21 protein-coding genes are annotated in these 24,547 nt (G+C 63.5%); 5 read left to right on the top strand and 16 right to left on the bottom strand.

Annotated features, from left to right (window positions below):
- Positions 1 to 40 precede the first annotated feature (40 nt).
- The 3 genes from NP503_RS13160 to NP503_RS33400 form a co-directional block, all read right to left on the bottom strand.
- Positions 41 to 829 carry a DeoR/GlpR family DNA-binding transcription regulator gene (locus NP503_RS13160; protein WP_127266984.1) on the bottom strand — a complete coding sequence of 263 codons (789 nt, stop codon included), beginning with the start codon at positions 827 to 829 and terminating at the stop codon, positions 41 to 43.
- 80 nt (positions 830 to 909) lie between these two features.
- A complete protein-coding gene (locus tag NP503_RS13155; protein ID WP_127266983.1) occupies positions 910 to 1,566 on the bottom strand; it encodes a GntR family transcriptional regulator in 657 nt (218 codons plus the stop codon).
- 149 nt (positions 1,567 to 1,715) lie between these two features.
- Entirely contained in the window at positions 1,716 to 2,645 is a 930-nt protein-coding gene (locus NP503_RS33400) for an AraC family transcriptional regulator (RefSeq protein WP_164748649.1), read from the bottom strand.
- Between the two features lie 233 nt (positions 2,646 to 2,878).
- Between NP503_RS33400 and NP503_RS13145 the strand changes: the two genes are divergently transcribed.
- Genes NP503_RS13145 through NP503_RS13135 form a run of 3 tightly spaced genes read left to right on the top strand, consistent with a single transcriptional unit; the run spans position 2,879 to position 6,724 of the window.
- Positions 2,879 to 5,083, top strand: a complete 2,205-nt coding sequence (locus tag NP503_RS13145) for a TonB-dependent receptor (protein WP_127272285.1) — start codon at positions 2,879 to 2,881, stop codon at positions 5,081 to 5,083.
- Between the two features lies 1 nt (position 5,084).
- The gene (locus tag NP503_RS13140; RefSeq protein WP_127272286.1) at positions 5,085 to 5,465 is read left to right on the top strand and encodes a hypothetical protein; all 381 of its coding nucleotides are present in this window, start codon (positions 5,085 to 5,087) and stop codon (positions 5,463 to 5,465) included.
- A complete protein-coding gene (locus NP503_RS13135) occupies positions 5,462 to 6,724 on the top strand; it encodes a RhtX/FptX family siderophore transporter (RefSeq protein ID WP_127272287.1) in 1,263 nt (420 codons plus the stop codon). Before NP503_RS13140 ends, NP503_RS13135 begins: the two co-directional genes overlap by 4 nt.
- Positions 6,725 to 6,831: 107 nt before the next feature.
- Here NP503_RS13135 and NP503_RS13130 read toward each other — a convergent pair whose 3' ends face one another.
- Positions 6,832 to 8,271: a DHA2 family efflux MFS transporter permease subunit gene (locus tag NP503_RS13130; RefSeq protein WP_127269557.1), complete on the bottom strand. Its 1,440-nt coding sequence runs from the start codon at positions 8,269 to 8,271 to the stop codon at positions 6,832 to 6,834.
- A gap of 375 nt (positions 8,272 to 8,646) precedes the next feature.
- Here NP503_RS13130 and NP503_RS13125 point away from each other — a divergent pair, with 375 nt between their 5' ends.
- The gene (locus tag NP503_RS13125) at positions 8,647 to 9,663 is read left to right on the top strand and encodes a Zn-dependent oxidoreductase (protein WP_127269556.1); all 1,017 of its coding nucleotides are present in this window, start codon (positions 8,647 to 8,649) and stop codon (positions 9,661 to 9,663) included.
- A 7-nt stretch (positions 9,664 to 9,670) separates the two neighbouring features.
- Here NP503_RS13125 and NP503_RS13120 read toward each other — a convergent pair whose 3' ends face one another.
- The 6 genes from NP503_RS13120 to NP503_RS13095 all read right to left on the bottom strand — a co-directional run bounded on the left by NP503_RS13120 (position 9,671) and on the right by NP503_RS13095 (position 16,164).
- Positions 9,671 to 10,375 carry a cyclase family protein gene (locus NP503_RS13120; protein ID WP_164748650.1) on the bottom strand — a complete coding sequence of 235 codons (705 nt, stop codon included), beginning with the start codon at positions 10,373 to 10,375 and terminating at the stop codon, positions 9,671 to 9,673.
- Positions 10,372 to 11,310 carry an ABC transporter permease gene (locus tag NP503_RS13115; RefSeq protein ID WP_127269554.1) on the bottom strand — a complete coding sequence of 313 codons (939 nt, stop codon included), beginning with the start codon at positions 11,308 to 11,310 and terminating at the stop codon, positions 10,372 to 10,374. Before NP503_RS13115 ends, NP503_RS13120 begins: the two co-directional genes overlap by 4 nt.
- The gene (locus NP503_RS13110) at positions 11,307 to 12,212 is read right to left on the bottom strand and encodes an ABC transporter permease (protein ID WP_245456869.1); all 906 of its coding nucleotides are present in this window, start codon (positions 12,210 to 12,212) and stop codon (positions 11,307 to 11,309) included. The genes NP503_RS13115 and NP503_RS13110 overlap by 4 nt, the downstream gene beginning before the upstream one ends.
- A gap of 61 nt (positions 12,213 to 12,273) precedes the next feature.
- Positions 12,274 to 13,764, bottom strand: coding sequence for a sugar ABC transporter ATP-binding protein (locus tag NP503_RS13105; protein WP_236383134.1), 1,491 nt, complete (start codon positions 13,762 to 13,764; stop codon positions 12,274 to 12,276).
- A 13-nt stretch (positions 13,765 to 13,777) separates the two neighbouring features.
- Positions 13,778 to 14,854, bottom strand: a complete 1,077-nt coding sequence (locus NP503_RS13100; RefSeq protein WP_127273121.1) for an ABC transporter substrate-binding protein — start codon at positions 14,852 to 14,854, stop codon at positions 13,778 to 13,780.
- 62 nt (positions 14,855 to 14,916) lie between these two features.
- Positions 14,917 to 16,164, bottom strand: coding sequence for an enolase C-terminal domain-like protein (locus NP503_RS13095; RefSeq protein WP_127268271.1), 1,248 nt, complete (start codon positions 16,162 to 16,164; stop codon positions 14,917 to 14,919).
- 150 nt (positions 16,165 to 16,314) lie between these two features.
- Between NP503_RS13095 and NP503_RS13090 the strand changes: the two genes are divergently transcribed.
- Complete coding sequence (locus tag NP503_RS13090; protein WP_127268272.1) at positions 16,315 to 17,076, top strand: GntR family transcriptional regulator; 762 nt, start codon at positions 16,315 to 16,317, stop codon at positions 17,074 to 17,076.
- 130 nt (positions 17,077 to 17,206) lie between these two features.
- Here the strand turns inward: NP503_RS13090 and NP503_RS13085 are convergent, their stop codons facing one another.
- The 6 genes from NP503_RS13085 to NP503_RS13060 are packed head-to-tail and all read right to left on the bottom strand — an operon-like array spanning position 17,207 to position 24,481.
- Positions 17,207 to 18,085: an SMP-30/gluconolactonase/LRE family protein gene (locus NP503_RS13085; protein ID WP_127268273.1), complete on the bottom strand. Its 879-nt coding sequence runs from the start codon at positions 18,083 to 18,085 to the stop codon at positions 17,207 to 17,209.
- 47 nt (positions 18,086 to 18,132) lie between these two features.
- Entirely contained in the window at positions 18,133 to 19,095 is a 963-nt protein-coding gene (locus NP503_RS13080; protein ID WP_127268274.1) for a 3-keto-5-aminohexanoate cleavage protein, read from the bottom strand.
- The gene (locus tag NP503_RS13075; protein WP_127268275.1) at positions 19,092 to 20,039 is read right to left on the bottom strand and encodes a 3-hydroxyacyl-CoA dehydrogenase; all 948 of its coding nucleotides are present in this window, start codon (positions 20,037 to 20,039) and stop codon (positions 19,092 to 19,094) included. Before NP503_RS13075 ends, NP503_RS13080 begins: the two co-directional genes overlap by 4 nt.
- 11 nt (positions 20,040 to 20,050) lie before the next feature.
- Positions 20,051 to 20,857 carry an SDR family oxidoreductase gene (locus NP503_RS13070; protein ID WP_027036215.1) on the bottom strand — a complete coding sequence of 269 codons (807 nt, stop codon included), beginning with the start codon at positions 20,855 to 20,857 and terminating at the stop codon, positions 20,051 to 20,053.
- Positions 20,858 to 20,870: 13 nt separating this feature from the next.
- On the bottom strand, positions 20,871 to 22,955 hold the full coding sequence (locus NP503_RS13065) for an ABC transporter permease (RefSeq protein ID WP_127272523.1): 2,085 nt from the start codon (positions 22,953 to 22,955) through the stop codon (positions 20,871 to 20,873).
- Positions 22,952 to 24,481: a sugar ABC transporter ATP-binding protein gene (locus NP503_RS13060; protein WP_127271393.1), complete on the bottom strand. Its 1,530-nt coding sequence runs from the start codon at positions 24,479 to 24,481 to the stop codon at positions 22,952 to 22,954. Before NP503_RS13060 ends, NP503_RS13065 begins: the two co-directional genes overlap by 4 nt.
- Positions 24,482 to 24,547: the final 66 nt, after the last annotated feature.

Raw genomic sequence — 24,547 nt, 5'->3', positions numbered from 1 at the left:
GAATTCCAAATATCAACACAAAATGCCACAAAATATCACATCAAGATGCAACCATCAGCTCAGGCCCCTTGCGCGCAAGCGCTTCGGCGATGTCGGCCTGCGGCTTCGCATCGACGATCACGCCGGCGGCGTGCTGAAAATTCGGGATCCTGAGCGGCGTCAGCTTTGCGAACTTGCTGCTGTCGAGAACGAAGTAGGTTTTGGCGGCAAGCGCGATCATGCGGCTGCGCTGTTCGGCGCCGGCGCGGGTGAAATCGGTCACCTCGCCGTCGGGCGACAGCGCGCCACCACCGAGGAAGGCGATGTCGACGCGAAAGCGCGCCATGGCTTCGAGCATGTCGATGCCGGAGGCTGCTTCTTCGCCGGGATCGACTTCGCCACCCAGCATATGCACGCGCATGCCTGAGACGTGGCACAGCAGAAGCGCGATCGGGAGGCTCGCCGTGCAGATGGTGAGATCGCGCAGGTCGGTCATGGCTTGTGCGACGGCCAGCGTGGTGGTGCCGGAATCGAGGAACACCACCATGCCGTCCTTCACAAGACCGGCAGCTATCCTGCCGATCGCAGCCTTGCCCCGGGCATTCTCCTGGCTGCGCAGGCTCATTGCCGGTTCGCTCGGCTCGAAACGGGCAGCGCCGCCATGGACGATGCCGAGCTGTCCTTTATCCGACAGCAGTTTCAGGTCGCGGCGGATGGTTTCGCGTGAGACATCGAAGAACCCGGCCAGCTCGGCGACACTGACAGACCCGTGAGCGCCCAGCCGCCGCAGGATCTCTTCGTGGCGACGTGGAGCAAGGGCGCGCGCCGGCAGGCTGCTGTCGGGGGACATGATGATCCTGGATCGAGTATCGATGTTGCAATATGTGGCAGTGATCGCGCGCAGAGGCAACCGGAGCTCAAGCCACGCCGTCAGGATTTTCGCGACAGGCCATCTTCCCTGATCGCGCTGACCAGCGTCTCGCTTCCCTCGCGAAGATGCCGCCTCAGAATGCTTATGGCCTTGTCCTCCTTGCGCGCCCTGCAGGCGGCCAGCAGGTCGCGGTGCTCCGTCTGCGAGCGGCTGCGATAATCCAGGTTCGACAGGAGGATGCGGACGTAGCGATCTGCGGCATTGTGGTGCGCCTCGATCAGGCCGAGCAATCGACGGTTACCGCAGGCGTCGTAGAGAGCCAGATGAAAGGCACGGTTCAGCGCACCCCATCGGCCGACATTGCGCTCCGCGTCGATCTGGTCGAGCACCTGTTCCGCCTCGTCGAGCTTCGCGCCGGCGAGGTTGGGAAGCGAAAGCCGCACCGCCTCGCATTCAAGCAGTTCGCGCAGTGCGTAGATTTCACCGATCTCGGCGCCGTCCATCCGGGCGACCTGCGCGCCTTTTGTCGGATGGATGGAAACAATGCCTTCGGCTTCCAATTGGCGAAGGGCGTCACGAATTGGCATGCGGCTGAAGCCAAACTGCTCGGCCAATTCGTCCTGGCGCAGCGGAGTGCCCGCCTTGATGGTTCCACCGGCAATCGCTTCGCGCAGGACATTGGCGACCTGTTCGGCCACGGTTCGCGGCCCCTGCATCACGCTTTCCGCAAATCCTTGCAATCGATGCTCCCGTTTGACGCGGCGCTCAGCTTAACGGATGTAGGTATCCTCGTATACGCAGTATCGGCAACGCCCCAAGGGTTCGCCGCACTATTCCGACGGTCTCTGCCCGGGCTATTAGCCACTCAACCAAGGGTCTGCCGCGCTTCATCCCGAACGCTGGAAGGCGCCACGCCATAACGCTTTCGGAAGGTGCGGTTGAAGTAGGAGATATCCCCGAAACCGACTTCATAGGCAGTGGCGCCTATCGAAAGCGTTCCCGTTCCCCGCAACAGCAGCTTGCGCGCCTCGGCCAGGCGCCGTTCGAGAAGATATCTCGAAAATGTCGTCCCTTCGCGCTGAAACAACTTCTGGACATATCGTGGTGTAACATCGAGGACAGCGGCCACAGCGGAAATGCTCAGATCGCCATCCCCCAGGTGATCATCGATATAGCGTTTAACAGGGTGCAGCCGGTCACGTTCCACCGTTGATGGGGTTTCCAGATAGGCGACGACGAGCGGAAGTATTTCGTTGAAATGGGCATTGGCCATCTCCGCCTCGTTGGCAGAATGCGGGCCACGCATCAACAGATAAGCGCCGTAGGTGATCAGAAGCTGGAGCGGAGGAAACGTTCTCGGGATCGGTCGCAGCATCAGCCTGGAAAGCGTCTCGCCGGAAACGCGGAAAGCGGCGCCGGGCAGGCTGCCGCAGTCCAGCCTGCCCCCTTCCGGCAGATACCAGTCGTAGGCCATCTCACCGGATACAAAGAGGAAATCTCCAAGCGCGGCTTCTATCTTCCGTCCATCCTGCTCAACGACCAGCGGACCTTCCATGCTTCGCAACATGAGCACCTTGTCCGAACCCGGCATTCCAATCCCCCGCACCCGTAACGGCGAGGGCGGGAAGAAACACGTCATGACGTTCAGATCGGCGAGGCCACATGTCACGCCACGCACGGCGGAGAGGACACCCAGCCCTGTTTCGATCGCGACCTCCCCGATGACCGTTAAAAAATGGCCGGCGCACAACCGCTCGGCTTCCGCGTCGTCGTGACCCGACATGTCGAAGCTCACCGGGCTGATCCCGCTGGGGTTGGTCGACCTGTGATATAACTGCAACATTTTCAATTCGGATCGTCGGAGTTCGTTTTCAGCAGTGCCGGCTTCGCTTCACTCCAAGCGCGCCATCGCCCTGATCGATAACATGAGTAATTGAGACATATTTAATCGATCCGGGAAAAGGGAGCCAGCGATTTGTGGCCCTCAATGCCTTTGCGGCACCCGAGGGGCCAATTTGGAGTGCGACTATGCGGAATGAACTGATCGCGGGAACTTGCCTCGCACTGCTGCCACTTGCTTTCACGACCATGCCCGTGCAGGCGCAGAACACTGGAGATTCGGCACCCGCGATACAGCTGGAAACAGTGTTGGTGACGGCGAGCAGAACGGAGCAGCCGATCTCCAGCATTCCCGGGTCCGTCCAGGTCATCGAGGCTGATGAGCTGGCACAACAGCTCAAGCTGACGAGCGACCCGGCGACCCTGATTTCCAAGCTGGTTCCCGGTTTTTCGATCGCAAACCAGACGATTTCAGGTGCCTCGGAAAGCTTTCGCGGTCGCGGCGTGCTGATTCTCGTCGACGGCATTCCCCGCAACACCCCGTTGCGTGACGTTTCACGAACGCTTTCGCTTATCGATCTCGGCAAAGTCGAGCGCATTGAGGTGGTCAACGGGGCAAGCAGCCTTTACGGCTCCGGCGCGACCGGCGGCACCATCAATTTCATCACCAGGCGGGACGCGACCGAAAGACCAACCGTCACCGTCGAGACCAAGGTGAAGGCGTTCACTGCAAATCCCGGCAAGTCCCTGGCGCCGGAAGTTTCGGTTTCGGCGACGCAGAAGATCGGCAAATTCGACTACATGTTCTCGGCCAGCGGCCAGCGGACGCGCCGGACCTATGACGGAGACGGTCGCGAACTGCCGTCCGACGCCATGCTCGGCCAAGGCGGGGGCGATCGCACCGACTTCGGCAACCTCTATGCAAGACTGGGATATGAGGACGGGGCCCGTCGTTTCGAGGTCTCCGGCGAACTGGTCCGCATGGAACAGAATCCGGATTGGTTTTCCAATTTCCAGGCCACTCCAGCGGCGCCCGACTACACGGCGCCGTATACGGGCGAATCCGTGGAAGAGAATTCAAAATATTTCACCGCGCGCTATACCGACACCGCCTTCGCCTTGGGATCGCTCGAAGTGAAGTCGTTCTACAACGATATGGAGAAGCGCTTTCCCTTCACCCGCTTCGATCGCTTCGTGAACAATCAGGTCTACTATTCGGGCAACCCGCTCAACCCGCAGGCCAGCTTTGCCCAGACCACGCTCTTCAGCAAGCGCGCCGGCGTCACCGCTACGGTCGAGACCCCTCTCGACATGCTGCTGGAGGGGTCGACGCTGACCTGGGGCCTGGACTTCATCCACGACAAGACCTTCCAGAAACTCGAGAACGGCTGGGACGTCATCAGTCCGATGAAGCAGAACTCGGTCGCCGGCTTTGCCCAGTTGCAGGTCCCTGTGACCGACCGGCTGCGCCTGCAAGGTGGATTGCGCTACGAACGCTACTTCCTCGACATCGAGGATTTCAACCGCCCAGCCATCTTTTACATCAACCGGCCATATCCGGCGATCAACGTCATCGGCGGGTCCTTTGACTACGACAATCTGACTTTCAATGTCGGCGGCACATTCGATCTCACGCCCGATGTCCAGCTTTACGGTGGCTTCTCGCAGGGGTTCTCGCTGACCGACATCGGCAGCTTCACGCGGCGAGCCGGCGCCAACAGCAGTGCCGAACTGTGCGACGCCTACGGGGCGCTGGCATGTCCCGGCGCAGGCGCACCCGACTATACGGTCAGCTACGCTGACATCGCTCCCAGCCCTCAGGTCGTCAACAATTACGAGATCGGCATTCGCGGCGGCGATGTCGACTATGGCGGCTCGCTGTCGGCCTTTTTGTCCACCTCCGACCAAGGCGTGAACTACGACATCGCCTCCAACCGCGTGTCGCAGCAGAAGGAGGAAATCTGGGGCGTCGAAGTCACCGCATGGTGGAACCTGACCGGCAACCTCACCGTCGGTGGCCTCCTTGGCTATACCGAGGGGCGCTACGACAATGACGGCGATGGCAATATCGATGCGTGGCTGCCGAACAACAGGATAGCGACCCCGGTGCACGGCACGGTCTACGGGACCTATGTCTTCGACAACGGCCTCAATCTTCGCAGCGAGGTCCAGTTCTTCACCAGCCGGGACAAGATAACGACCGTACCCGAGATCAAGGGCGCGGCACTGGTAAATATCCTTGCGAGCCACAAGGTCGGCAAGGGCGATCTCAGTGTCGGCGTCGAGAACGTCTTCGACACCAACTACATGAATCCGACAGCTAGCGCCACGCGCAACAATGTCGTCAATGGTTTCGGCCGCATGGTATCGCTCGGCTACAAGGTCACCTTCTGAGATGGTTCGTTTCGAGATGCACAAGGACGGCATCGTCGACCTGCGCCTCTACCCTCCGCACGCGGCAACCGACGAGGCCGACTACCTCGAAGCGCTCGACCGGATCGGCAACCTCGATGGACCCTATGCCATCGTGGTGGATATTGCCGGCAGCACTCATCTCTCCCGAGAGGGGGAAGTCCGTCAGGCCGCATGGGCCAAGGCCACGCGGCAGCGCATCTCCAGCGCATGCCGGGCCTTGGCACTGGTGCGTGACAATCCCAACCCACGATCGCGGCAATCGTTCGAGCGGCTCTGGGCTATTCCGGTCCACGTCACCAGCGACAGAGAGGAAGCGCGGCAGTTCGCCGCCAAACATCTCGACAAGGCAGTTCGGCCATGAGCGGGCTCGCATCCGAGACCATCAGCCGGCCGGCAGAGCGGCGGGATTGGCAGCGTTTGCGGCTGTTCGCCGTGCTGGCGGGTCTCTACCTCGCCCAGGGTATTCCGGGTTATCTCCTGGTCGCCGCGGTGCCGCCGATCATGCGCGAGCTTGGCGTGTCGAGAACGGCCATCGGCATGCTTGCCGTCCTGATGATCCCGCTGACGGTGAAATTCCTCTGGGCACCGCTCGTCGATCGGATCAGGCCGATGGCGATCGGGCACCGCCGCGGATGGATTCTTCCCACGCAGATCGGGACTGTGATCGCCATAGCGGCACTCGCCCTTGTGGAACCGACCAATCTGAAAGCCATATTCGCAATAGGTTTCGCGATCGCGGTGCTGACCTCGACGCAGGACATTGCAACCGACGGCTATGCCACGCTCGCCCTGAGGCAAGAGGATCGCGCCGTTGGAAACGCAATCCAGGGCGGAGCGGTCGCACTCAGCGTCATCGTCGGCGGCACCGTTTCCCTGCTTCTCTATGGCTGGGTCGGCTGGCAGGCGATGGTGCTGACGATCGCGGCGGTCTCAGCCCTGCCATTGATTGCGATCGCCTTCATGCCGGAGGACACCGCTACAAAAAACGCCGAACCGCGGGCGAAACCTTCGATCTCCAGCTTTCTCAAGCGCCCGGAAGCCGTGACCGTCCTGATGATCGCACTGACCTACCGGGCGAGCGAAGGGCTGGTGAAATCCATGGAGGGATCCTATCTCGTCGACGTCGGATTGCCGCTGTCGGCGATCGGATATCTGAGCGGTATTTCTGCGGCGACGGCCGGCATTGCCGGATCCTTCATAGCGGCCATGCTTGTTCGACGTTCCGGCGCCGGCCGAACGCTGCTGCTGCTCGGCGCCTTGCGCACGATCTGCTTCCTGTTGTTTGCCCTGCATGCGGCCGGCGAAATCACGGGCATATGGACTCTTTTGGGAGCGGCGGGGTTTCAGACCTTGATCCGCTATATGGAGATTGTGGCGCTCTACAGCCTGTTCATGGCGGTGTCATCGAAAGATCAGCCTGGAACGGACTTCACCATTCTGTCCTGCGCCCAGATCATCATCTACCTGATCGGCTCGATGATGGCCGGTGCGATCGCCGACCGCATCGGCTATGGCGCACTTTTCACCCTCTCGACGCTCGTCTCCGGTCTGGCCGTCGTGCTGACTGTTCACCTTCTTTCGCGGCTCTCGAAGAAAAGCGCGGGAGCGGACTTCGCCTGAAATTCCAGCATGGAAGACATCGTGCGCCACGAGCTGGTCCGGGCCGATTGGTGGCAGCCAGGCAGACAGGCGGGCTCGATGTCTCCAGGACAGCCGAAGGCGCGGCGTCAACGAGAATTTCGTGGTCGAACATGGCCGCTGACCTGCACGCCGTCCTCGGCACGCAGGTACAGGAAGCCGGGGACGGACAGCAGCGGGATGACCGCGGTCAGCAGGAACACCTGGTGGAAGCGTTCCGCTGTCACGATGCGGGTTTCTCCTGCGACAAGGCCCAGCACCATGGCGGCGATCGAAACGCCCAGGGAAACGCTGAGTTGCTGCAGGACGCCGCCGAGACTGGTGGCGCGGCTGAGCTTGTCGTCCGGCAGGTCGGCATAGGACAGCGTGTTGGAGGTCATGAACTGCGCCGACCGGATGACCCCGAAGACAAAGACGTAAAGGCCGATCATCCAGTGCGGCGTATCGGCTTCGATCAAGGCGAAGCCCCCGACAGCGGCGGAGCCGACCACCGCGCTGCCGATGAGCACGACATTGAAGCCAAAGCGCCGCAACAGCGGCGACAGCAGCGGCCGAATGAGCAAGGCGCCGAAGCTGCCGACGAATGTCAGCGAGCCCGAGGTGACCGGGCTCATGCCAAAGCCGACCTGCAGCATCAGCGGCAACAGGAAAGGCACGCCGTTGAGGCCAACGCGGCACAGGCCGCCTGCGAGCGTACCGACCCAGAACGAGCGAAATCGAAACAGTGTCAGATCGACTGCCGGTGCAACGACGCGGCGCGCATAGCGCCCGAAGGCGAGCAGCAGCAGGATCGCCGCGGCCAACACCAACGCTGTCGCCGAAACGGAGATGATCGGCCTACCGATGCTTTCCAGTCCGAACTGCAGCAGCGCGACTCCGCATCCCACCATCAGGAACCCGGCGAAGTCGAAGCGCTGCACCGCCTCCTCGCGGAAATCGTCGACGAAGCGCAGCGCCGCCAGAATGCCGAGACAACCGAAAGGCACGTTGACATAGAATATCCAGCGCCACGATGCATAGGTGGTCAACAGGCCGCCGAGCAGCGGCCCGATCACAGGCCCCATGATGGCGGGCAAGGTCATGTAGGTCATGGCGGTGATCAACCCGCTGCGCGGAAAGCTGCGCAGCAGGATCAGCCGCCCGACCGGCGTCATCATGGCGCCGCCCAGCCCCTGCAGGGCGCGCATCGCCAAAAGCATGCCGAAACTGTTGGCCATGCCGCACAGCGCCGAGCCGAGGGTGAAGGTGAAAAGCGCGAGCGCGAACACTTTTCGTGCGCCGAACCTGTCGGCGAACCAGCCGCTGACGGGAATGAATACGGCCAGCGTCAGGATGTAGGTGGTGATCGCCAGGTTCAGCCTGACCGGCGTCGTGTCGAGGCTGCGCGCGATGGCAGGGATCGCGGTGGTGATGATGGTGGAATCGAGCTGCTCCATCAGAAAGGCGATGGCGACGATGATTGGAATAATCAGTCTCAGCCTCGGATCGCGCTCGGTGGCAAATTGAGGCTGTTCCAATGCTGTTGCCATTCCGTCATGCAGGCGGCTGCCCCATTCCAGATGGCGCGTCCGCGTTCAAAGGCAAGGTCGCCTTCCGTGCGGCAAGCCGGCCGAGGCCCCGATCGCACAGCCTGTCTTATGGTCCGACGGATAGGCAAGCGGTAGTCATTTCCTCCTTGATGGAAGTCAACAAATTTTGACTGCCCGCCCCTTCGAGAGGAGACCGGCAAGACAGCGCATTGAGCGTCCAAACTGCGGACGCCAGGGCATTTGCGTTTCAGTGAACGCCAGTTCCGATTTCGTGTCGCAACGTGTCAGGTAAGAGGCTGTCTAACAGCCGCCATGAGCGCTTGACGAAGCAGCGAGATTGAGCCACTTGTCGACTAGTATACAAGTGGTGAGGCCATGCTTGAAGTTCTCGTTCGCGCGCCGCAGTCGCTGGAAGTCCGGCAGGGCACGATACCCCAGCCCGGGGCAGGCGAAGTCGTCGTTCATGTCAGCCGTGCCGGCATCTGCGGCTCCGACATTCACATCCTGCATGGCTCCAATCCGTTCGCCGTCTATCCACGTATCATCGGCCATGAATTCGCCGGCAGCGTAACAGCGCTCGGACGCAATGTGACCGGCATTGCGACGGGAGACCGTGTGGTGGTCGATCCCGTGGTGTCGTGCGGCCACTGCTATCCCTGCCGGGTCGGCCGCTCCAATGTCTGCGCCAACCTCGAAGTGATGGGCGTTCACCGCGACGGCGGTTTTCGCGCCTTCGTCGCGGTGCCGGCGGCAAATGTCATACCGGTTCCAAGGGATATGCCGTTTGGGCTGGCGGCACTGGCCGAGCCGTTTTCCATCGCCGCCAATGTGCTCGATCGTACCGGTTGCGGACCCGAGGACACAGCGCTGATCTATGGCGCCGGCACGGTCGGCGTCACTGTCCTGCAGGTCGCCAAACTCAAGGGCGCACGGTGCATCGTTGCCGATATCGACGAAGCCCGCCTGGAGCGAGCGCTCCGCTTCGGTGCCGACAGGGTGATCCACTCTGTGCGCGATCCCGTGCCGGCCGCGGTGCGCGGTGAAAATGACGGTCTTGGCCCGACGCTGGTCATTGACGGCGCCGGCATTCCCGCACTTCTCGACGAGGCTTGCCGGCTGGCCAGCCCGGCGGGCCGCATCGGCCTGCTCGGCTTTTCGGACGCCCCATCCAACCTCAGCCAGCAGGAAGTGGTGCGCAAGGAACTGACCATCGTCGGCTCGCGCCTGAACCGCCGGCTGTTGCCGCGCGTCGTCGAATGGCTGGCCGACAAGCGGCTCGATCCGCAAGGCATGATCACGCAGGTGTTCGCGGCGGCCGATGCACGCGCAGCCTTCAACTTGATCGAGAAGGAACCGGAGCGAACGCTCAAGGTTCAGCTGGACTTCTCGTAAGCCGGAATTAGCCCTCGACCAGCGCGACGGCGCGCAGCGGTGATCCGCTACCGCCTTCGATCGCCAGCGGCAAGCTGATCAGGAAGCACCAAGGCGGCAAGTCACCAAGCCGTGCGAAATTCTCGCCGATCAGGATGCCTGCTGAAAGCAACGTATTGTGCGCCGGGAAATCCTCGCTGCCGAAACAATCGATCGACAGGCAGTCCGAGCCGACGATGCGCGCACCGCGCTCGACCAGCAATTCGCTTGCTTGCGGCGACAGTCCTGGCCAGTCGGCGAGAAACGCAGCCGGATCGTCCCAGAGCCGGTCCCAGCCGAAATGGAAGAACACGGCGTCGCCCTGCCGTATGCGGCCATGTTCGGCCTCGAAAGCAAAGATAGAATCCGGCTCGACCGCCTGCCGGGGCTGACAGCCACGCGCATCGATCGTCACCATGCGGCCGAAGAAACGCTCGACCGGAATGCCGGAGATGGCAGCACCGCCGCGGATGAAATGGACCGGCGCGTCGAAATGCGTGCCGGTGTGCTCGCTCATGGCCAACGCATGGTTGCAGGCGACGTCGCCGCGGTCATAGGATTCCACCATCTCCTGGCAGTAATGCGGGTGCGTCGGCCACACCGGCATGCCGGGCTTCATCGGATGCGTCAAATCGACGAAGGAAACCGCCTCTGTTTCGAACAGCTTGGCGAGCGTGTCAGTGGCGGATGTCATCTGACGCGAGGCCTCGGCACGAGAACGACGATCAGGATGATCAGCACGCCGGTCAAAAGGAAGCGCACGCCTGCCTGGATGCCAAAGGTGTTGAGCATGGTAGACATCAGGTTGAAGAACAACGCAGCCCCCCATATGCCTACCGCGTTGGCCTGCCCACCAGCGACGCTGGTGCCGCCAAGCACCACCACGGCGATCGATTCCATCAGATAGGCGTCACCCATGTTGAGTGCTGCCCCGCCGCTGAAGCCGGCAAGCAGGAAGCCGGCGAGCGCCGCCGCCGTGCCGCACAGCATATAGGCAATCAACCGCACCCGTGCGACGTTGATGCCGGCAAGCCGCGCCGCCGGTTCGCTCTGGCCGGTGGCCAGCACTTGCCGGCCCCAGACCGTGCGTTTGAGAGCGATCATGGCGGCCAGCGTCAGCAGCATCACCGCGATCGGCATGAATTGCACACCGCCAAGGCTCATCGAGGTGAACCGGGAAAGGCCTGCCGGCGGCTTCAGCGTCGCCTGGCCGCCGAGATTGAAGGCAAGCGACTGGAAGACGAAGCTCCAGGCGAGCGTCGCGATGATCGGCGGCAGCCTGAGCGCGACGATGGCAAGGAAGTTCGCGGCACCAGCGACAGCGCCGACGGCAAGTGCTGCAAGCAGGCCAGGCAGCAGCATGCCGTCGGACCCTTGCATCACCGTCATCGACACATAGGCGGCCAGCGTCAGCACGGATGGCACGGACAGGTCGATATTGCCCGGCCCGGAAGCGACCACGAACATCTGCCCGGTTCCCACCACCACGCTGAAGGCACCGAAGGCGAGCGCGCCCGACAACGTGGCGCCGGCACTGCCGATGCCCGAATAGGCTGTCGTCGCCAGCCACATTGCGAGCGCCACGATGAAGCCGTAGGTCCACGGCGCGAGGCTCAATCTCCGGGTCATCGCGTCCGCTCCGACAAAAGCACGCGCCCGGCCAGCACGAGAAACAGGATGACGCCCTGGGCGCCGATCTGCCACGTCGGCGGCACCTGCAGGAAAGACAAAAGCGAGCCCGCGAGCGACAGCGTCAGAGCGCCGACCACCGTGCCGACCGGCGAGACGACGCCGCCGGTAAAGGCGCCGCCGCCGAGGATCACCGCGCCGACGCCGAGCAGCGTATAGGCCGGCGCGACATTGGCGTCGCCCGATGTGGTGAGGCCGGTCAGCGTCAGCCCGGCCAGACAGGCGAGCAGGCCGGCGACCGCATAGACCGCGACCCGGATGCCGATAACGGACCAGCCGGCGCGCTCGACGGCGCGCGGATTGCCGCCTGCGCCGCGCAGCACCACGCCATAGGAGGAGCGTGAGATGACGAGATGGCCGGCGAGCGCCGCCAGTGCCGCCAGCCAGATCGACAGCGGCATCAAAGGCGGCTGCCAGCTCATGAAGGCGGCAAGCCATGCGGGTGCCGAGCCACCCGGTGCCGGCAACAGGATGACGGCGATGCCGAGCCAGATGAAGGACATGCCCAGCGTCACGATGATCGAGGGCAATTGCCGGGCATGAATAAGCAGGCCGAAACCGGCATAGGCGGCGATCAGGACGATGTAGCACAGCGCCGCGATTGCCGGCGCGTCCCCGAGATAGAGCGCCGTGACGCAGGTGATCAGCCCGACAAAGGCGCCGTTCGACAGGTCGATGTCGCCCAGCATGATCACCATCATCTGCGCCAGCGCGGCAAAGACCAGCGGCACCGAGAGCTTGAACAGCAGATGGAAGCCGAAATAGCTCATCGCCGCCGGGCGGATGCTGAAGATGATGGCCAGCATAACCAGCAGCGCGATAGCCGGCAGGCCGACCTGCATGGCATTGAGCAAGGCCGAACGCGGATTGGAAGGAGAACGGGCCGGAACTCGGGCAGCCGCGTCAGACATGGTCGCCTCCGAACGACGCCTGCAGGATACGGCCGGTCTCGATGGCCTCATCTTCCAGCCTGGTCACGGCGCGGCCCTCGCGGAAGACATAGATGCGCTCGCAATTGGTCAGCTCTTCGAGTTCGGTTGTGTACCAGACGAAGGCGCGTCCGTTCTCGGCCTCCGCGCGGATCAGCCGGTAGACCTCCTGCTTGGTGCCGACATCGACGCCGCGCATCGGATCGTCGAGGAAGATCACCTCGGCGTCCGACGCCAGCGCACGAGCGAACAGCACCTTCTGCTGGTTGCCGCCGGACAGCGACATGATCGGCGTGTCGATCGAAGGCGCCTTTACCTTGAGCCGCTCCGACCAGGTCTCGGCCAGCTTGCGAGCGGCGGCGCCTGAAATCATGCCGCCCCGCGTCAGCGCATTCAGGCTGCGGATGGTCAGATTGTCGGCGATAGACCACAGTGAGAACACGCCTTCAGAGCCGCGGTCGCCGGCAACATAGGCACCCGGCAAGGCCTCGCGCTGCCGGCGCGCGGCATAGAACATCGCGCGCAGCCGCTCGCGCTGGCCGTGGCCGTCGAGCCCGGCGAAACCGATGATCTCGCCCTTGCCGACTTCGATGGTCAGATCAGCGGTGTCGCGGCCGGCATGCCGGATAACCGGAGCTTGCACCGACGACGCCTTGCCTACGGAGCGATCGCGGGGCCGCTCGATGCTGCCCATCAATTCGACAAGCGCGGCGCGCGACAGGCCGGCGGTCGGCCGCTCGGCGACGACCTTGCCGTCGACCATGACGACGGTGCGGTCGCAGACGGCGAGGATCTCGTTCAGTCGATGGGTGATCAGGATGCAGGCGATACCACGTCCGGCGGCACGACGAATGTGGGTGAGCAGTTGCTCCGTCGCCTCATGGCCGAGCGCCGAGGTTGGCTCATCGAGAATGACGGCGCGCAATTTGATGCTGGTCTGCGTGAAGGCGCGAGCGATCTCGACCATCTGTCGCTCGCCGATCGGCAGGTCGGCGACCTTCCTGTCGAGGTCGATGCCGTGGCCAGGGAAGATCTCGTCCAGCACCGGACCGATTACCTGGCGCGCGCGCCGCCGCCAGCCCAACCCACGCAAGGACCTGTGCACGATGCGGGTGTTTTCCGCCGACGTCAAATTGGCGCAGAGCGACAGTTCCTGAAAGATACAGCGCAGACCGGCCTGCTGGGCACTGGCCGCACTCCAGGCACCGATCTCACGTCCGCCGACGCGAAAGCTGCCGCTGCTGCGCTCGATGGTGCCGGCCAGCACGTTCATCAGCGTCGACTTGCCGGCGCCGTTGTGACCGACCAGGCCAACGACCTCGCCGGGGTTCAGATGAAAATCCACGCCGCCCAAGGCATGCACGGCATCATAGCTCTTGCGGACATTGCCTACCTCGACAAGAGGGCTGTCAGCATCGCCTCTCTCTGCTGCGTCCTTTTTGGGCGACGTGGGATCGTTCATCATTCGGCCATGCTGCTCATTTCGGCGCGGGTACGCCGGGCAGAGGTTCTTTCTTTACGTTGGCGTCGATGATCTTGGCCACTAGCTCCTGCGGATATTCGGCATTGACAACGCCGCCTGCGGGAACCGTCTTCAGCCAGGCGTCGAGGTCAGGCTGATTGATCTGCAGGAGCGGCACCTCGACGAATTTCGGCACCTGCTTGCCGGCCAGGATCTGCTGCGCGACCCAGAACGCGACCTGCGAGACGCTGGGCGTGGCGCCCAGCGAGAAAGTTTCGTAGCCGCCGGCATCATGCTCCTGCTTCCACAGCGCCAATTCGTCCTGGCGGTTGCCCATGATGATGATCGGCAGCGGCCGGTTGGCGGCCTTGAATGCCTGCGCCGCGCCATAGCCGTCGCCGCCCTGCGTCAGCACCGCATCGACCTGAGGCAGCGACGGCAGGATGCCCGACACTTCCTTTTGTGCCACGGTCGCCGTCCACTGGCCATAGACCTCGCCGACAGCCTTGTAGCTGGCGTGCGCCTTCATCGCCTTCTCGACGCCCTCATGCAGGCGCTTGTCGAAACCGTCGCCGGCCATACCGCGGATCTCGAGGATGTTGGCCGGTTTGTCGCCGAGCTTGCTGGAGATGAAATCCAGTTCTGCCTTGGCATAGGAGTCAAGGTTGTAGTCGACGACATAGGCGCAAGGCTCGGTGACGCCGCTGGCGAAGGCAACGACCGTGATACCGGCATTGCAGGCATCCTTGATGGCGCCGTTGAGTGCGGTGTCGGAGCCGGCAAGGACGATGATCGCGTCGTAGCCCTGCAGGATCAGGTTCTCGATCTGGCTGGCCTGTTCGGTCACCGAATTGTTCGAGCTGACGACGGCTGTTGCGGCGATCTGCTTGTCGGCCACGGCCTTGGCGCCCATTTCCTCGAAGCTCTTGATCATCACCTGGCGGAAGGAATTGCCGGCGTAGGAATTGCTGAAGGCGATCTTCTTGGCCGAAGTGTCGCCCTTGGCGACGCCTTCATCGGCGCGCGCGTCCAGCGCTGCAAAGCTGGTGCAGCCGAGCATGGCTGCAATGAATAAGGCTGTGGTCCTGCTCATTGTTGTTCTCCTCCGGTTGAAAGTCATAGCGTCCTCCCGCCGATCCTTTCGAACGAAAAATCTCAGCCCAGCCCGAGATCAGGCACGGCATCGTTCAAATGGTCGGCGAAATTCGTGTTGGGCAGCAGCGGATACCAGCCCGGACGGCCGGGATCGCGGTCGTAGGCATAGCCGCCCAGCGAGCGATAGAGCTCGGCATAGGTGGCGAGTTTGTCACGATCGAGCTCGACACCGAGGCCCGGTGCCTCCGGCACCGCGATCGCACCATTCTCGTAGGGCATCTTGCCGCCGATGATGATGTCGTCGGCAAGGTGGTGATAATGCGCGTCGGCGGTGAAGACCAGGTTGGGCAGCACAGCGCCAAGATGCAGCATGGTGGCGAGCTGGATGCCGAGTTCGCCAGAGGAATGCACCGCAATACCGAGACCGAACGTGTCGCAGATCTGCGCGGCGCGCACGCAGGCGCGGATGCCGCCCCAGAAGGTGGTGTCGAGCAGGATCACGTCAACCGCAGGGTCGCGCACATTGGTGGCGAGCTGTTCGAAATCGATGACGATGGTGTTGGTGGCCAGCGGGATGGAGAGCTTCTCGCGCAAGCGGCGCATGCCGGCAAGGCCCCAGGTCGGATCCTCGAAATAGTCGTTCCTGAGATCGGAAATGGCTTGGCCGAAACGCAGCGCCTCTTCGACCGACAGGGCGGCGTTCGGATCGTAGCGCAGCGTGTCGGCAGGAAATTCGGCGGCGAGCGCCCTGAAACACTCCAGCTCATAGTCGGGGTGAAACACGCCGGCCTTGAGCTTGTGGGCGTGAAAACCATGTTCGGCCTTGAGCGCGCGGGCATGCTCGAGCAATTGATCGATGGTGCGGACCTCTCCCTTGCCGCTGCGGCGGTCGGCATAACGGAAGAACAGATAGGAGGCGAAGCCGATCCGGTCGCGCACGCGCCCGCCAAGCAATTGGTAGACCGGCACGCCGAGCTTCTTGCCGATAATGTCGAGACAGGCGAATTCCAGCGCTGCGTGGAGCTGCGTGCGATTGTTGTAGAGCGACGCCGTCGGATTGCAGATGGCATAGCGCATCCGGTTGAGATCGAAAGGGTCATGGCCGACCAGGTAGGATTTCAGCCCGGCGAAAGCGAGTTCGGCGCCGGCGCCGCCACCGCCCATCTCGCCGAGCCCAACAATGCCTTCGTCGGTTTCGACCTCGACCACGGTGCGGACAAAGCGTCCCCAATGCGTACCGTTGCTGTGCCGCAATGCTGCTTCCAGCGGAACGGTGATGGTGGTCGCCTTGATGTCCGTGATCTTCATGCCGGCTCCTCTCCCCCTAGCCTGCCGGCGTCATACACACTACCATGGTAGTATGTCAATACAGCGTCAATCCTGCTTGCCGCTTGAGTTGGGACGTGCGTGGTGTCATGACCGGAGCAGTGCAGCGCCATTCACAGCAACGGATTCGTCATGGGGACCAAGCTTTCGGGGGCGACCAGGTTTTCAGGCAATGCTGCCAGGCTGAAGAACGCCGGTCAGCGCGACCCCTCGCGGGTGCTGGAGCCGGTCAACAATCGCATGCCGATCTCGCCGCAGATCTACGAGCGCCTGCGCCGCGCCATCACGACGCTGGCGATGTTGCCGTCGGAGGCGCTCAGCGAACAGGACCTCGCCCAGCAGCTCGGTGTCAGCCGTACACCGGTGCGCGAGGCGCTGATCCGGCTTGCCGATGAAGGGCTGATCGACATCCTGCCGCAACGCGGCAGCTTCGTCGCGCCGATCCGCCTGAGTGACGTCGAGGAAGCGCAGTTCATTCGCGAGGCACTCGAAGTCTCCGTCGTGCAGAAGCTGGCCGGCCACGGTTCGAGCGCCTTCATCGCGGCAGGCAGGGTGAACCTTGCCCAGCAGGCCAAGGCAGTGGCCGAGGGCGACCGCGAGCTTTTTCTCGAGCTCGACGAGGGCTTCCATCGCAGCCTTTGCGAAGAGGCCGGCCTGCCCAAGAGCTGGCGGGTGATCCAGGTGGTCAAGCTGCAGATGGACCGTGTGCGCTATCTGAGCCTGCCAGAGCCCGGCCACCTCGAAACGCTGCTCGCTCAGCATGTGGCGATCTTCGAGGCCGTGGAGACCGGCGAGGCAAAGCAGGCAGGCGCGCGTATGGCGGCGCATTTGCGCGAAGTGCTTCGCACGGTTCAACGGCTCAACGTGGCCCGCCCGGACCTCTTTGGCCAATGATCCGTCGACCGCTCATTGTGCCATTGGGTGAAGAGCAGACGCCTCGGACGTGCTGCCACATTCTTAATGAGGGATTCCTGCGCGCCAAGGCCTGATGCGCGTATGCTACGGGCGCTTCGCTTGCCTGGCGTCAGCCGCCGAAGCGCGGTTCCGCAACGCCTTTGATGCCAAGGCCCGTGATGGCGAACAGGCTACCGCGCAAAACGCCGTCGCCGGGAAAACGGGGTAGCGGCGGCTTGGCCATCGAGGTGACGTAGAGGGTGTCGAGCTTCGGTCCGCCGAACATGACGCTGGTGATCTTCTTGACCGGCATGTCGATGATGCGATCGATGCTGCCATCGGGGGCGTAGCGGATCAGTCGGCCGTCATAGACCAGCGCATTCCACAGATAGCCCTCGGCATCGACGGTCGAGCCGTCCGCCGCACCGCCCCGGCTCGTGTCGACGCGCACGAAGGTACGCCTGTTGGTGGCGACACCGGTGGCGATGTCGTAGTCGTAGGCCCATATCTCGCCGGTCCAGGTGTCGGCGAAATAGAAGGTGCGGTCGTCGGGGCTCCAGCATGGACCGTTGGAACAGATGATGCCGGAATCGATCCGGGTGACGGAGAAATCCGGATCGAGCCGGTAGAGCCCGCCGGACGGCCCCTCTTCCATCGTGTCCATGGAGCCAGCGAAGAAGCGGCCGCGCCGGTCAACCTTGCCGTCGTTGAGCCGGTTCATCGGCTTGTCCGGCTCGGGATCGTGGATCAGCGTCACATCGCCGGAGGCGAAATCGAGCAGATGGAAACCGCGCTGCAGCGACACCACGGCGCCGCTACCGTCCTTGCGCAGCGCCATCGAGCCGATCTTCATCGGCACATCCCATGACCGGATCTCGCGTCCGTCGGCGGTCGCCCGAAACACGCGCCCGTCGAAGCTGTCGATCCAGTAGAGTCGTTCCTGTTCGACGTCCCACAGCGGTCCTTCGCCCAGCGTGGTCTTCACGTCCACCACGACTTCGATCTTCATGCCGTCCTCCTCCGTTTTTGCGTCTCGCGGCGATTGTTCGGGCCGCCTCAGAAAGCGACCTTGTCGCCGCCTTTCAATGACAGGATTTCGCGTGCCTCGTCGGGCGTCGCCACCTCCATGCCGAGCCCTTCGATGATCTTGCGGGCCAGCAAGACCTGCTCGGCGTTCGATTTGGCAAGCTTGCCCTTGCCTGCCCACAGACTGTCCTCCAGCCCGACTCGGATGTTGCCGCCAAGCGCTGCCGATTGCGCGGCTATGCGCAGCTGGCTGGCGCCAGCGCCGAGAACCGACCAGCGGAACTGGTCGCCGAACAGCCGGTCGGCAGTGCGCTTCATATGGGCGACGTCTTCGGGATGGGTGCCGATGCCGCCGAGCAGTCCGAACACCGACTGCACGAAGAAAGGCGGCTTCACCAGCCCGCGGTCGGCGAAGTGCGAGAGGTTGTAGAGATGGGCGATGTCGTAGCACTCGAACTCGAAGCGCGTGCCGTTGTCGTAGCAGGTCGCCAGGATGTACTCGATGTCCTTGAACGAGTTGCGAAAGACGAGGTCGCGGGTCGCTTCCAGATGCGGCTTTTCCCAGTCGAATTTGAAGGTCTCGTATTTGTCGGCGAGGTGATAGAGCCCGAAATTGATCGAGCCCATATTGAGCGAGGCGACTTCCGGTTTGAACTGGGCGGCCGGGCGCACGCGCTCCTCGACCTTCATGTACGGGCTGCCACCGGTGGTGATGTTGATGGCGGCGTTGGTGCCTTGCTTGACGCGCGGCAGGAAGCGAGCGAAGGCCTCCGGCGTCTGGTCGGGCTTGCCGGTTTCCGGATCGCGCGCATGCAGATGCAGGATTGCGGCACCGGCTTCGGCAGCCGCGATCGCCTCCGAGGCGATCTGGTCTGGCGTGATCGGCAGATAAGGCGACATCGTCGGCGTGTGGATGGCACCTGTCACCGCGCAGGTGATGATGACCTTGCCCTTGGTCTGTGCAGGCCCCGGCTTGCGGCTGGTTTGCGTCATTCTCCGAACTCCTGATCCGATTTTCTCTTGTGGGCGGCGAGCGCCATGAGCCGGCGGTCACGCCACACCTGCCGGTCGCCCAGGCTTTGCTGTGGCAGTCGCTTGCGGCGATCAGCCTCGACCGTGTCGATGACCTTGCCGGCCCAGTCGACGCGTCGCTGCGTCTGGGGAAAGATGTTGGAATAGATGCCCTGATAACGCTCGACATAGTCGCGCACGCCGCCAGGCGCATTGAGATCGATGGTCTCGAATGGACCCATGAACGACCAGCGCAGCGCCAGCCCGTCGCGGATGCCGATGTCGACATCCTCGACACTGGCGTAGCCGTCGGCGACAAGCCGGAAAGCCTCCTCCAGCAATGCGCCTTGCAGGCGGTTCATGATGAAGCCGTCGAGTTCGCGGTTCATCACCAGGGGCGCATGACCGGCGTCGATGAGGAAGGCGCGGGTTGTCTCGACCGTCTCGGCGGACGTCCATGGCGCCGGCACGATTTCGGCCGCCGGAATGAGATAGGGCGGGTTGATCGGATGCACGACCAGGCAGCGCTGCCGCCCTTGCAGATGGTCGGTGAATTTCGACGGCAACAGCGCCGAGGTGGAACTGGCGATGACTGTTTGCGGATCGGCAAGGCTGTCGATCAGCGAGAACACCTCCCGCTTCACCTCGAGGTTTTCAGGCGTGTTCTCCTGGATATGGACCGCACCAGCCAGCGCCTCTGCCAGCTCGGCGACAATGGTGATCCGGCCGAGCACGGCGTCGACCGCCTGTCCCCGCAACAGGTCGTTCCGGGCGAGATCACCGAGCACGCCGGCAATGTAGTCGCGGGCGCCACCCGTGGCAGTGGGCAACTGGTCCCACATCCGCACATCATGGCCGGCGCGGGCAAAGCTGATTGCCCAGGCCCGCCCGATGAACCCGCTTCCGACAATTGCGACATTGGCCATGGATAGGCTCCTCAAAGTGTTTCGACATTGCCGTCGACGCCGAGCGACTGGCCGGAAATGTTGATCCCCGCATCGGAGAGCAGGAAGGCGACCATCGACGCCACATCATAGGGGCTGGTCATGCGGCGCAGCGAGATGTTTTGGAGATAACGATCCGTCATCTCTTCGTGGCTGATGCCGACCTGCTTGGCGCGCGCCGAGATAACACCTTCGATGCGGGGCCCCTCGATGATGCCGGGCAGGATGGCGTTGACCCTGATGGCGTGCGGTCCGAGCTCCTTGGCGAGACTCTGCGTGAAACCGATGACACCGAACTTGGCCGCCGAATAGGGTGTGCGGAAGGCGTAGCCATGGCGGCCGGCGGCAGACGACATCGAGACGATCGAACCACCGCCCGCCGCCTTGATCAGCGGCACGGCGCGCCGAGCGCACAGGAACTGGCCGGTCAGGCAGATGTCGATGCAGCGCCGCCAGTCGGAAGGGTCGATCTCGTCGACACCGCCTGTCGGCCCGGCAATGCCGGCATTGTTGATCAACGCATCGAGCCCGCCGAGTTTTTTCTCGACCGCCTCGAACAGGCGGTCGACATCCTCGTCGCGCGAGACATCGGCCTTGACCGCAGCGACAAGGTCGATCTTGCCGGGAGCAGCGGCCAACGCCTCGTCGGAAACATCGCAGACGACGATGCGAGCGCCGAGGCGTGACAGCGTGTCGGCTATGGCAAACCCGATGCCGCCGGCGCCCGCCGTGACCAGCACGCGCTGGCCTTTCAGCCCGGTCAAAAATTCGTCCGCCGATGCCGGCGCCCTTGTGCTCATGGTCCTGTCCTTCTCATTGCAGCCGCCGTTCGCGCAGCGCCATGACGGCGCCCAGAACGACCAGTCCGTAAAGAATTGCCCTCGTGGCATAGGGAAGCGTGGTGCCGGCGAGCAGCATCTGCAGTGCGGTCAGCAACAACACGCCGCCGAGCATGCCGAGATAGTGGCCGCGTCCGCCGGTGATCAGCGCGCCGCCGACCACCACCACAGCGATCGACGGCAACAGGTAGTCGTCGCCCATGCCAAGGCTTGCCTGACCCGAAAAGCCGGTCAGCATGATGCCGACAACAGCCGCGCAGACGGCCGAAAGCATATAGACCAGGATCAGCGTGCGCTCGACGCCGATGCCCGACAAGCGCGCCGCGCGTAGCCCATTGCCGATGCCGTAGACGCGTCGTCCGAACGGGGTGCGGCCAAGCAGCAGTACCGCCGCGACGACAAAGACGACCATCAGCAGCACTATTGGAGTCAGCAGGCCGGCGAGCTTGGCCGTCATGACCCAGCGCAGCATCGGCGAGGAAAAACCGGCCGGCGTGCCCTGCGAATAGAGCAGCGCACAGCCTTGCAGGATGCCGTTGGTGGCGAGCGTCATGACGATCGGCGAGATGCCGAGATAGACGATGCCGAAACCATTGGCGAAGCCAATGGCGCAGGCCATCAACAGGACGACCGGCAAGGCGTAGACAAGGGCGGCGTCGGAGCCGTTGACCATGCCGGCCAGGATGATGCCGGAGATGCCGATCGTCCACGGCACGGAGAGGTCGAGGCCACCGGTCAGAATGACGGTTCCCTGCCCCAGCGCCAGGACGGCTAGGAAGGACGATAGCACCAGCAGCGAATTCCAGTACCCCGGATTGAGGATGGCGCGGCCGAGCCAGACCTGCGTGACGACCACGATGAGCAGCAGGCAGACATAGGCGGGCAGCGCATAACGCAGCGTTTCCGCGTTGCGCAGGTGGAAGGCAGGGCGCGGCGCCGCCGGACTGCGCTGGGCATGGGCTGGTTCGGCGGTCTTGAGACGCCGGTCCACGCGCTCGAGTTGCGAGGGCAGTATGCCGGCGCGCCAGGCGGCGAGCCGGGCACGCGCGGCGCGTAGCTGCACGGCAAGCACCGATGCATGCGAGATGGAGCCGGCAAGTGCTGCCAGCACCAGAATGGTGCCTTCGGCGATGGTCGCATAATAGGCCGAGACATTGAGCACCAGCAGGATGTTCACCACGATCATCAGGATGTAGGCGCCGAAGACCGAACCCACCGGGCCGCCCTGCCCGCCGCCGAGGCGCGTGCCGCCGACGACGACCGCCGCGAACATCGACAACAGCAGCGGATTGCCGACCAGCGGATCACCGCTGCCGGTCTGGGCGCTGATGAAGACGCCGGCAAGGCCATAGCAGCCGCCGGCGATGACATAGACGGCAAAGCGCACCAGCACGACATTGATGCCGACGGAAGCGGCCGACTCCGGATCGCTGCCGACCGCATAAAGTGCTGTGCCGAAGCGGGTTCCCTTCAGCCAGAACCAGGCGAGCAGGACGACGCCGATCACCACCAGCGGCATCGGCAGCCAGCCGGTGATCGCGTCGCCAAGATAGAAGGTACCGAGATCGGGCGACACGAAGCCGCCGGGCTTGTCCATCACCAGCAGCGTCACGCCTTGCAGGATGAACATGGTCGACAGCGTCACCACGATGGGCTGCATGCGCAGCACGGCGATGAAGAAGCCGTTGAAGGCGCCCACCGCCATGCCGACGCCGATGCCGACGGCGGTCCACAGGATGATGCTGGCGCCTGGCGCCATCGGGTCCATGCTCGATGCCAGCACGGCATTGACCAGCGATATCACCGCGCCGGCAGAGAGGTCGAAACCGCCCGACAGGATGACGATGGTCTGACCGATCGCGGCGAGCGCCGAGGTGGTGCCGCCGCTCGACAGGAACGACACGTCGAAATAGGTCAGCGGCCCGGCGTTGATCCAGTCGACAACGAAGAGCAGGATCGCCAGGACGATCGCGGCAATCAGCGCGCCACGATTGCGCACCAGCGCGCGGCGCAGACCGAAGCCGCCGGGAACAGGGGATGAGGCTGCTGCGCTGCTCATGCGGCTTCCCCGGCATGGCCAAGCGCCGGGCGCATGATGGCCGGTTCGGTGATGGCGTCGCCTTCGAGTTCGGCGGCGATGCGCCCGTCGTAGAGAACCAGGACCCGGTCGCATTGGTGGACGAGTTCGGGAATCTCGGTCGAGTGCAGCAGGATCGAACCGCCCGAAGCCACGTAGTTTCGCATCATCACATAAAGCTCGTGCTTGGTGCCGACGTCGATGCCTCGGGTGGGATCGAACAACAGAAGGATGCGGCTCTGCGCCACCAGCCATTTGGCGATGGCGATTTTTTGCTGGTTGCCCCCGGAAAACGCACCGGCCCGCGTCCAAAGCGCGCGGCGGTCGACCTCGACAGTGTCGAATGCCGCCTCGACGGAGCGGGTCTCAGCCTGCGCGTCGACAAGGCCTAGCCGTGTGAAGCGCGATATCACCGGCAGGGTGGCGTTCTGGCTGCCCGACAGCTTCAGGAACAGGCCTTCGGATTTGCGGTCTTCCGGCACCAGGCCGATGGCCATGTTGGGGCGCAAGGCATCGGCCGGCGAACCGAGCCAGACCTTGCGGCCGTCGACGAGGATGTGGCCGCGCTCGATCTCGGCCATGCCAAAGCAGGCCAGGAACAGGTCCTGCTGGCCCATGCCCTGCAACCCGGCGACGCCGAGGATTTCGCCCTTGCGCAGATCGAAGCCGGCGCCGTCGAGCTTGCGCCCGACCTTTAGGTCGCGCACGCCCAGAACCGGCGGCCCGAAAGCCTGGGCGCTGTCCGGCTTGGGCGGGAAGGTCTGCTCGATGCTGCGGCCGATGATCTTTTCGATGACGTCGCCATCCGAGACATCGGCAACCGGCGCGGTGACGATGTGGCGGCCGTTTCTCAGGATCGTCAGCGTGTCGCAAAAGGCGCGGACCTCGCGCATGCGGTGCGTGATGAAGACGATGGTGGTACCCGCCGCCTTCAGCCCGGCGATGATGTCGCCCAGCCAGTCAACATCGCGGCCGGCGAGCGTCGAGGTCGGTTCGTCGAGCAAAAGGATGCGCGGCTTGCGGTAGACGGCACGCGCGATCTCGATCTTCTGGCGCACCGAAAGCTCGAGCTCACTCACCTCGGCGTCGAGATCGACGGAAAAACCGAGATCCTCGATATGGCGGCGGACGGCCTTGCGGGCGGCACCGCGGCGGATCAGGCCGGAGATGCCGACCGGGGCGTAAGGCAGCATCATGTTGTCGAGGACGGAGAGGTCGCGCACCAAGGTCATCTCCTGGAATGCTGTCTGCATGCCCAGCGCATGTGCTGCGCGCGGCGCGCCGTAAGCGATCTCCTTGCCGAAGACACGGACATGGCCTTGGCTCGGCCGGACCAGTCCGGACAGCAGCTTCACCAGTGTCGACTTGCCCGCTCCGTTTTCACCGAGCAGGGCATGGACGCTGCCGGGCGCGATCGCAAACGACACGCCGTCCAGCGCAACGGTCGGTCCGAACGCCTTGCTGATGCCGTCGATCTCGATGGCGGGGAGCTCGGAATGTTCTGTCATTGTCCTCGATCGCCAGGCTTGGCATGGGCTGACGATGCACGGACAGAAAATGTCCGCGCATCGTCA

Source organism: Mesorhizobium sp. SEMIA396, from assembly GCF_024518615.1.
Classification (GTDB): Bacteria; Pseudomonadota; Alphaproteobacteria; order Rhizobiales; family Rhizobiaceae; genus Mesorhizobium.
The sequence above is the reverse complement of the archived record's forward strand: the minus strand, read 5'-3'. Positions and strand labels throughout refer to the sequence as shown.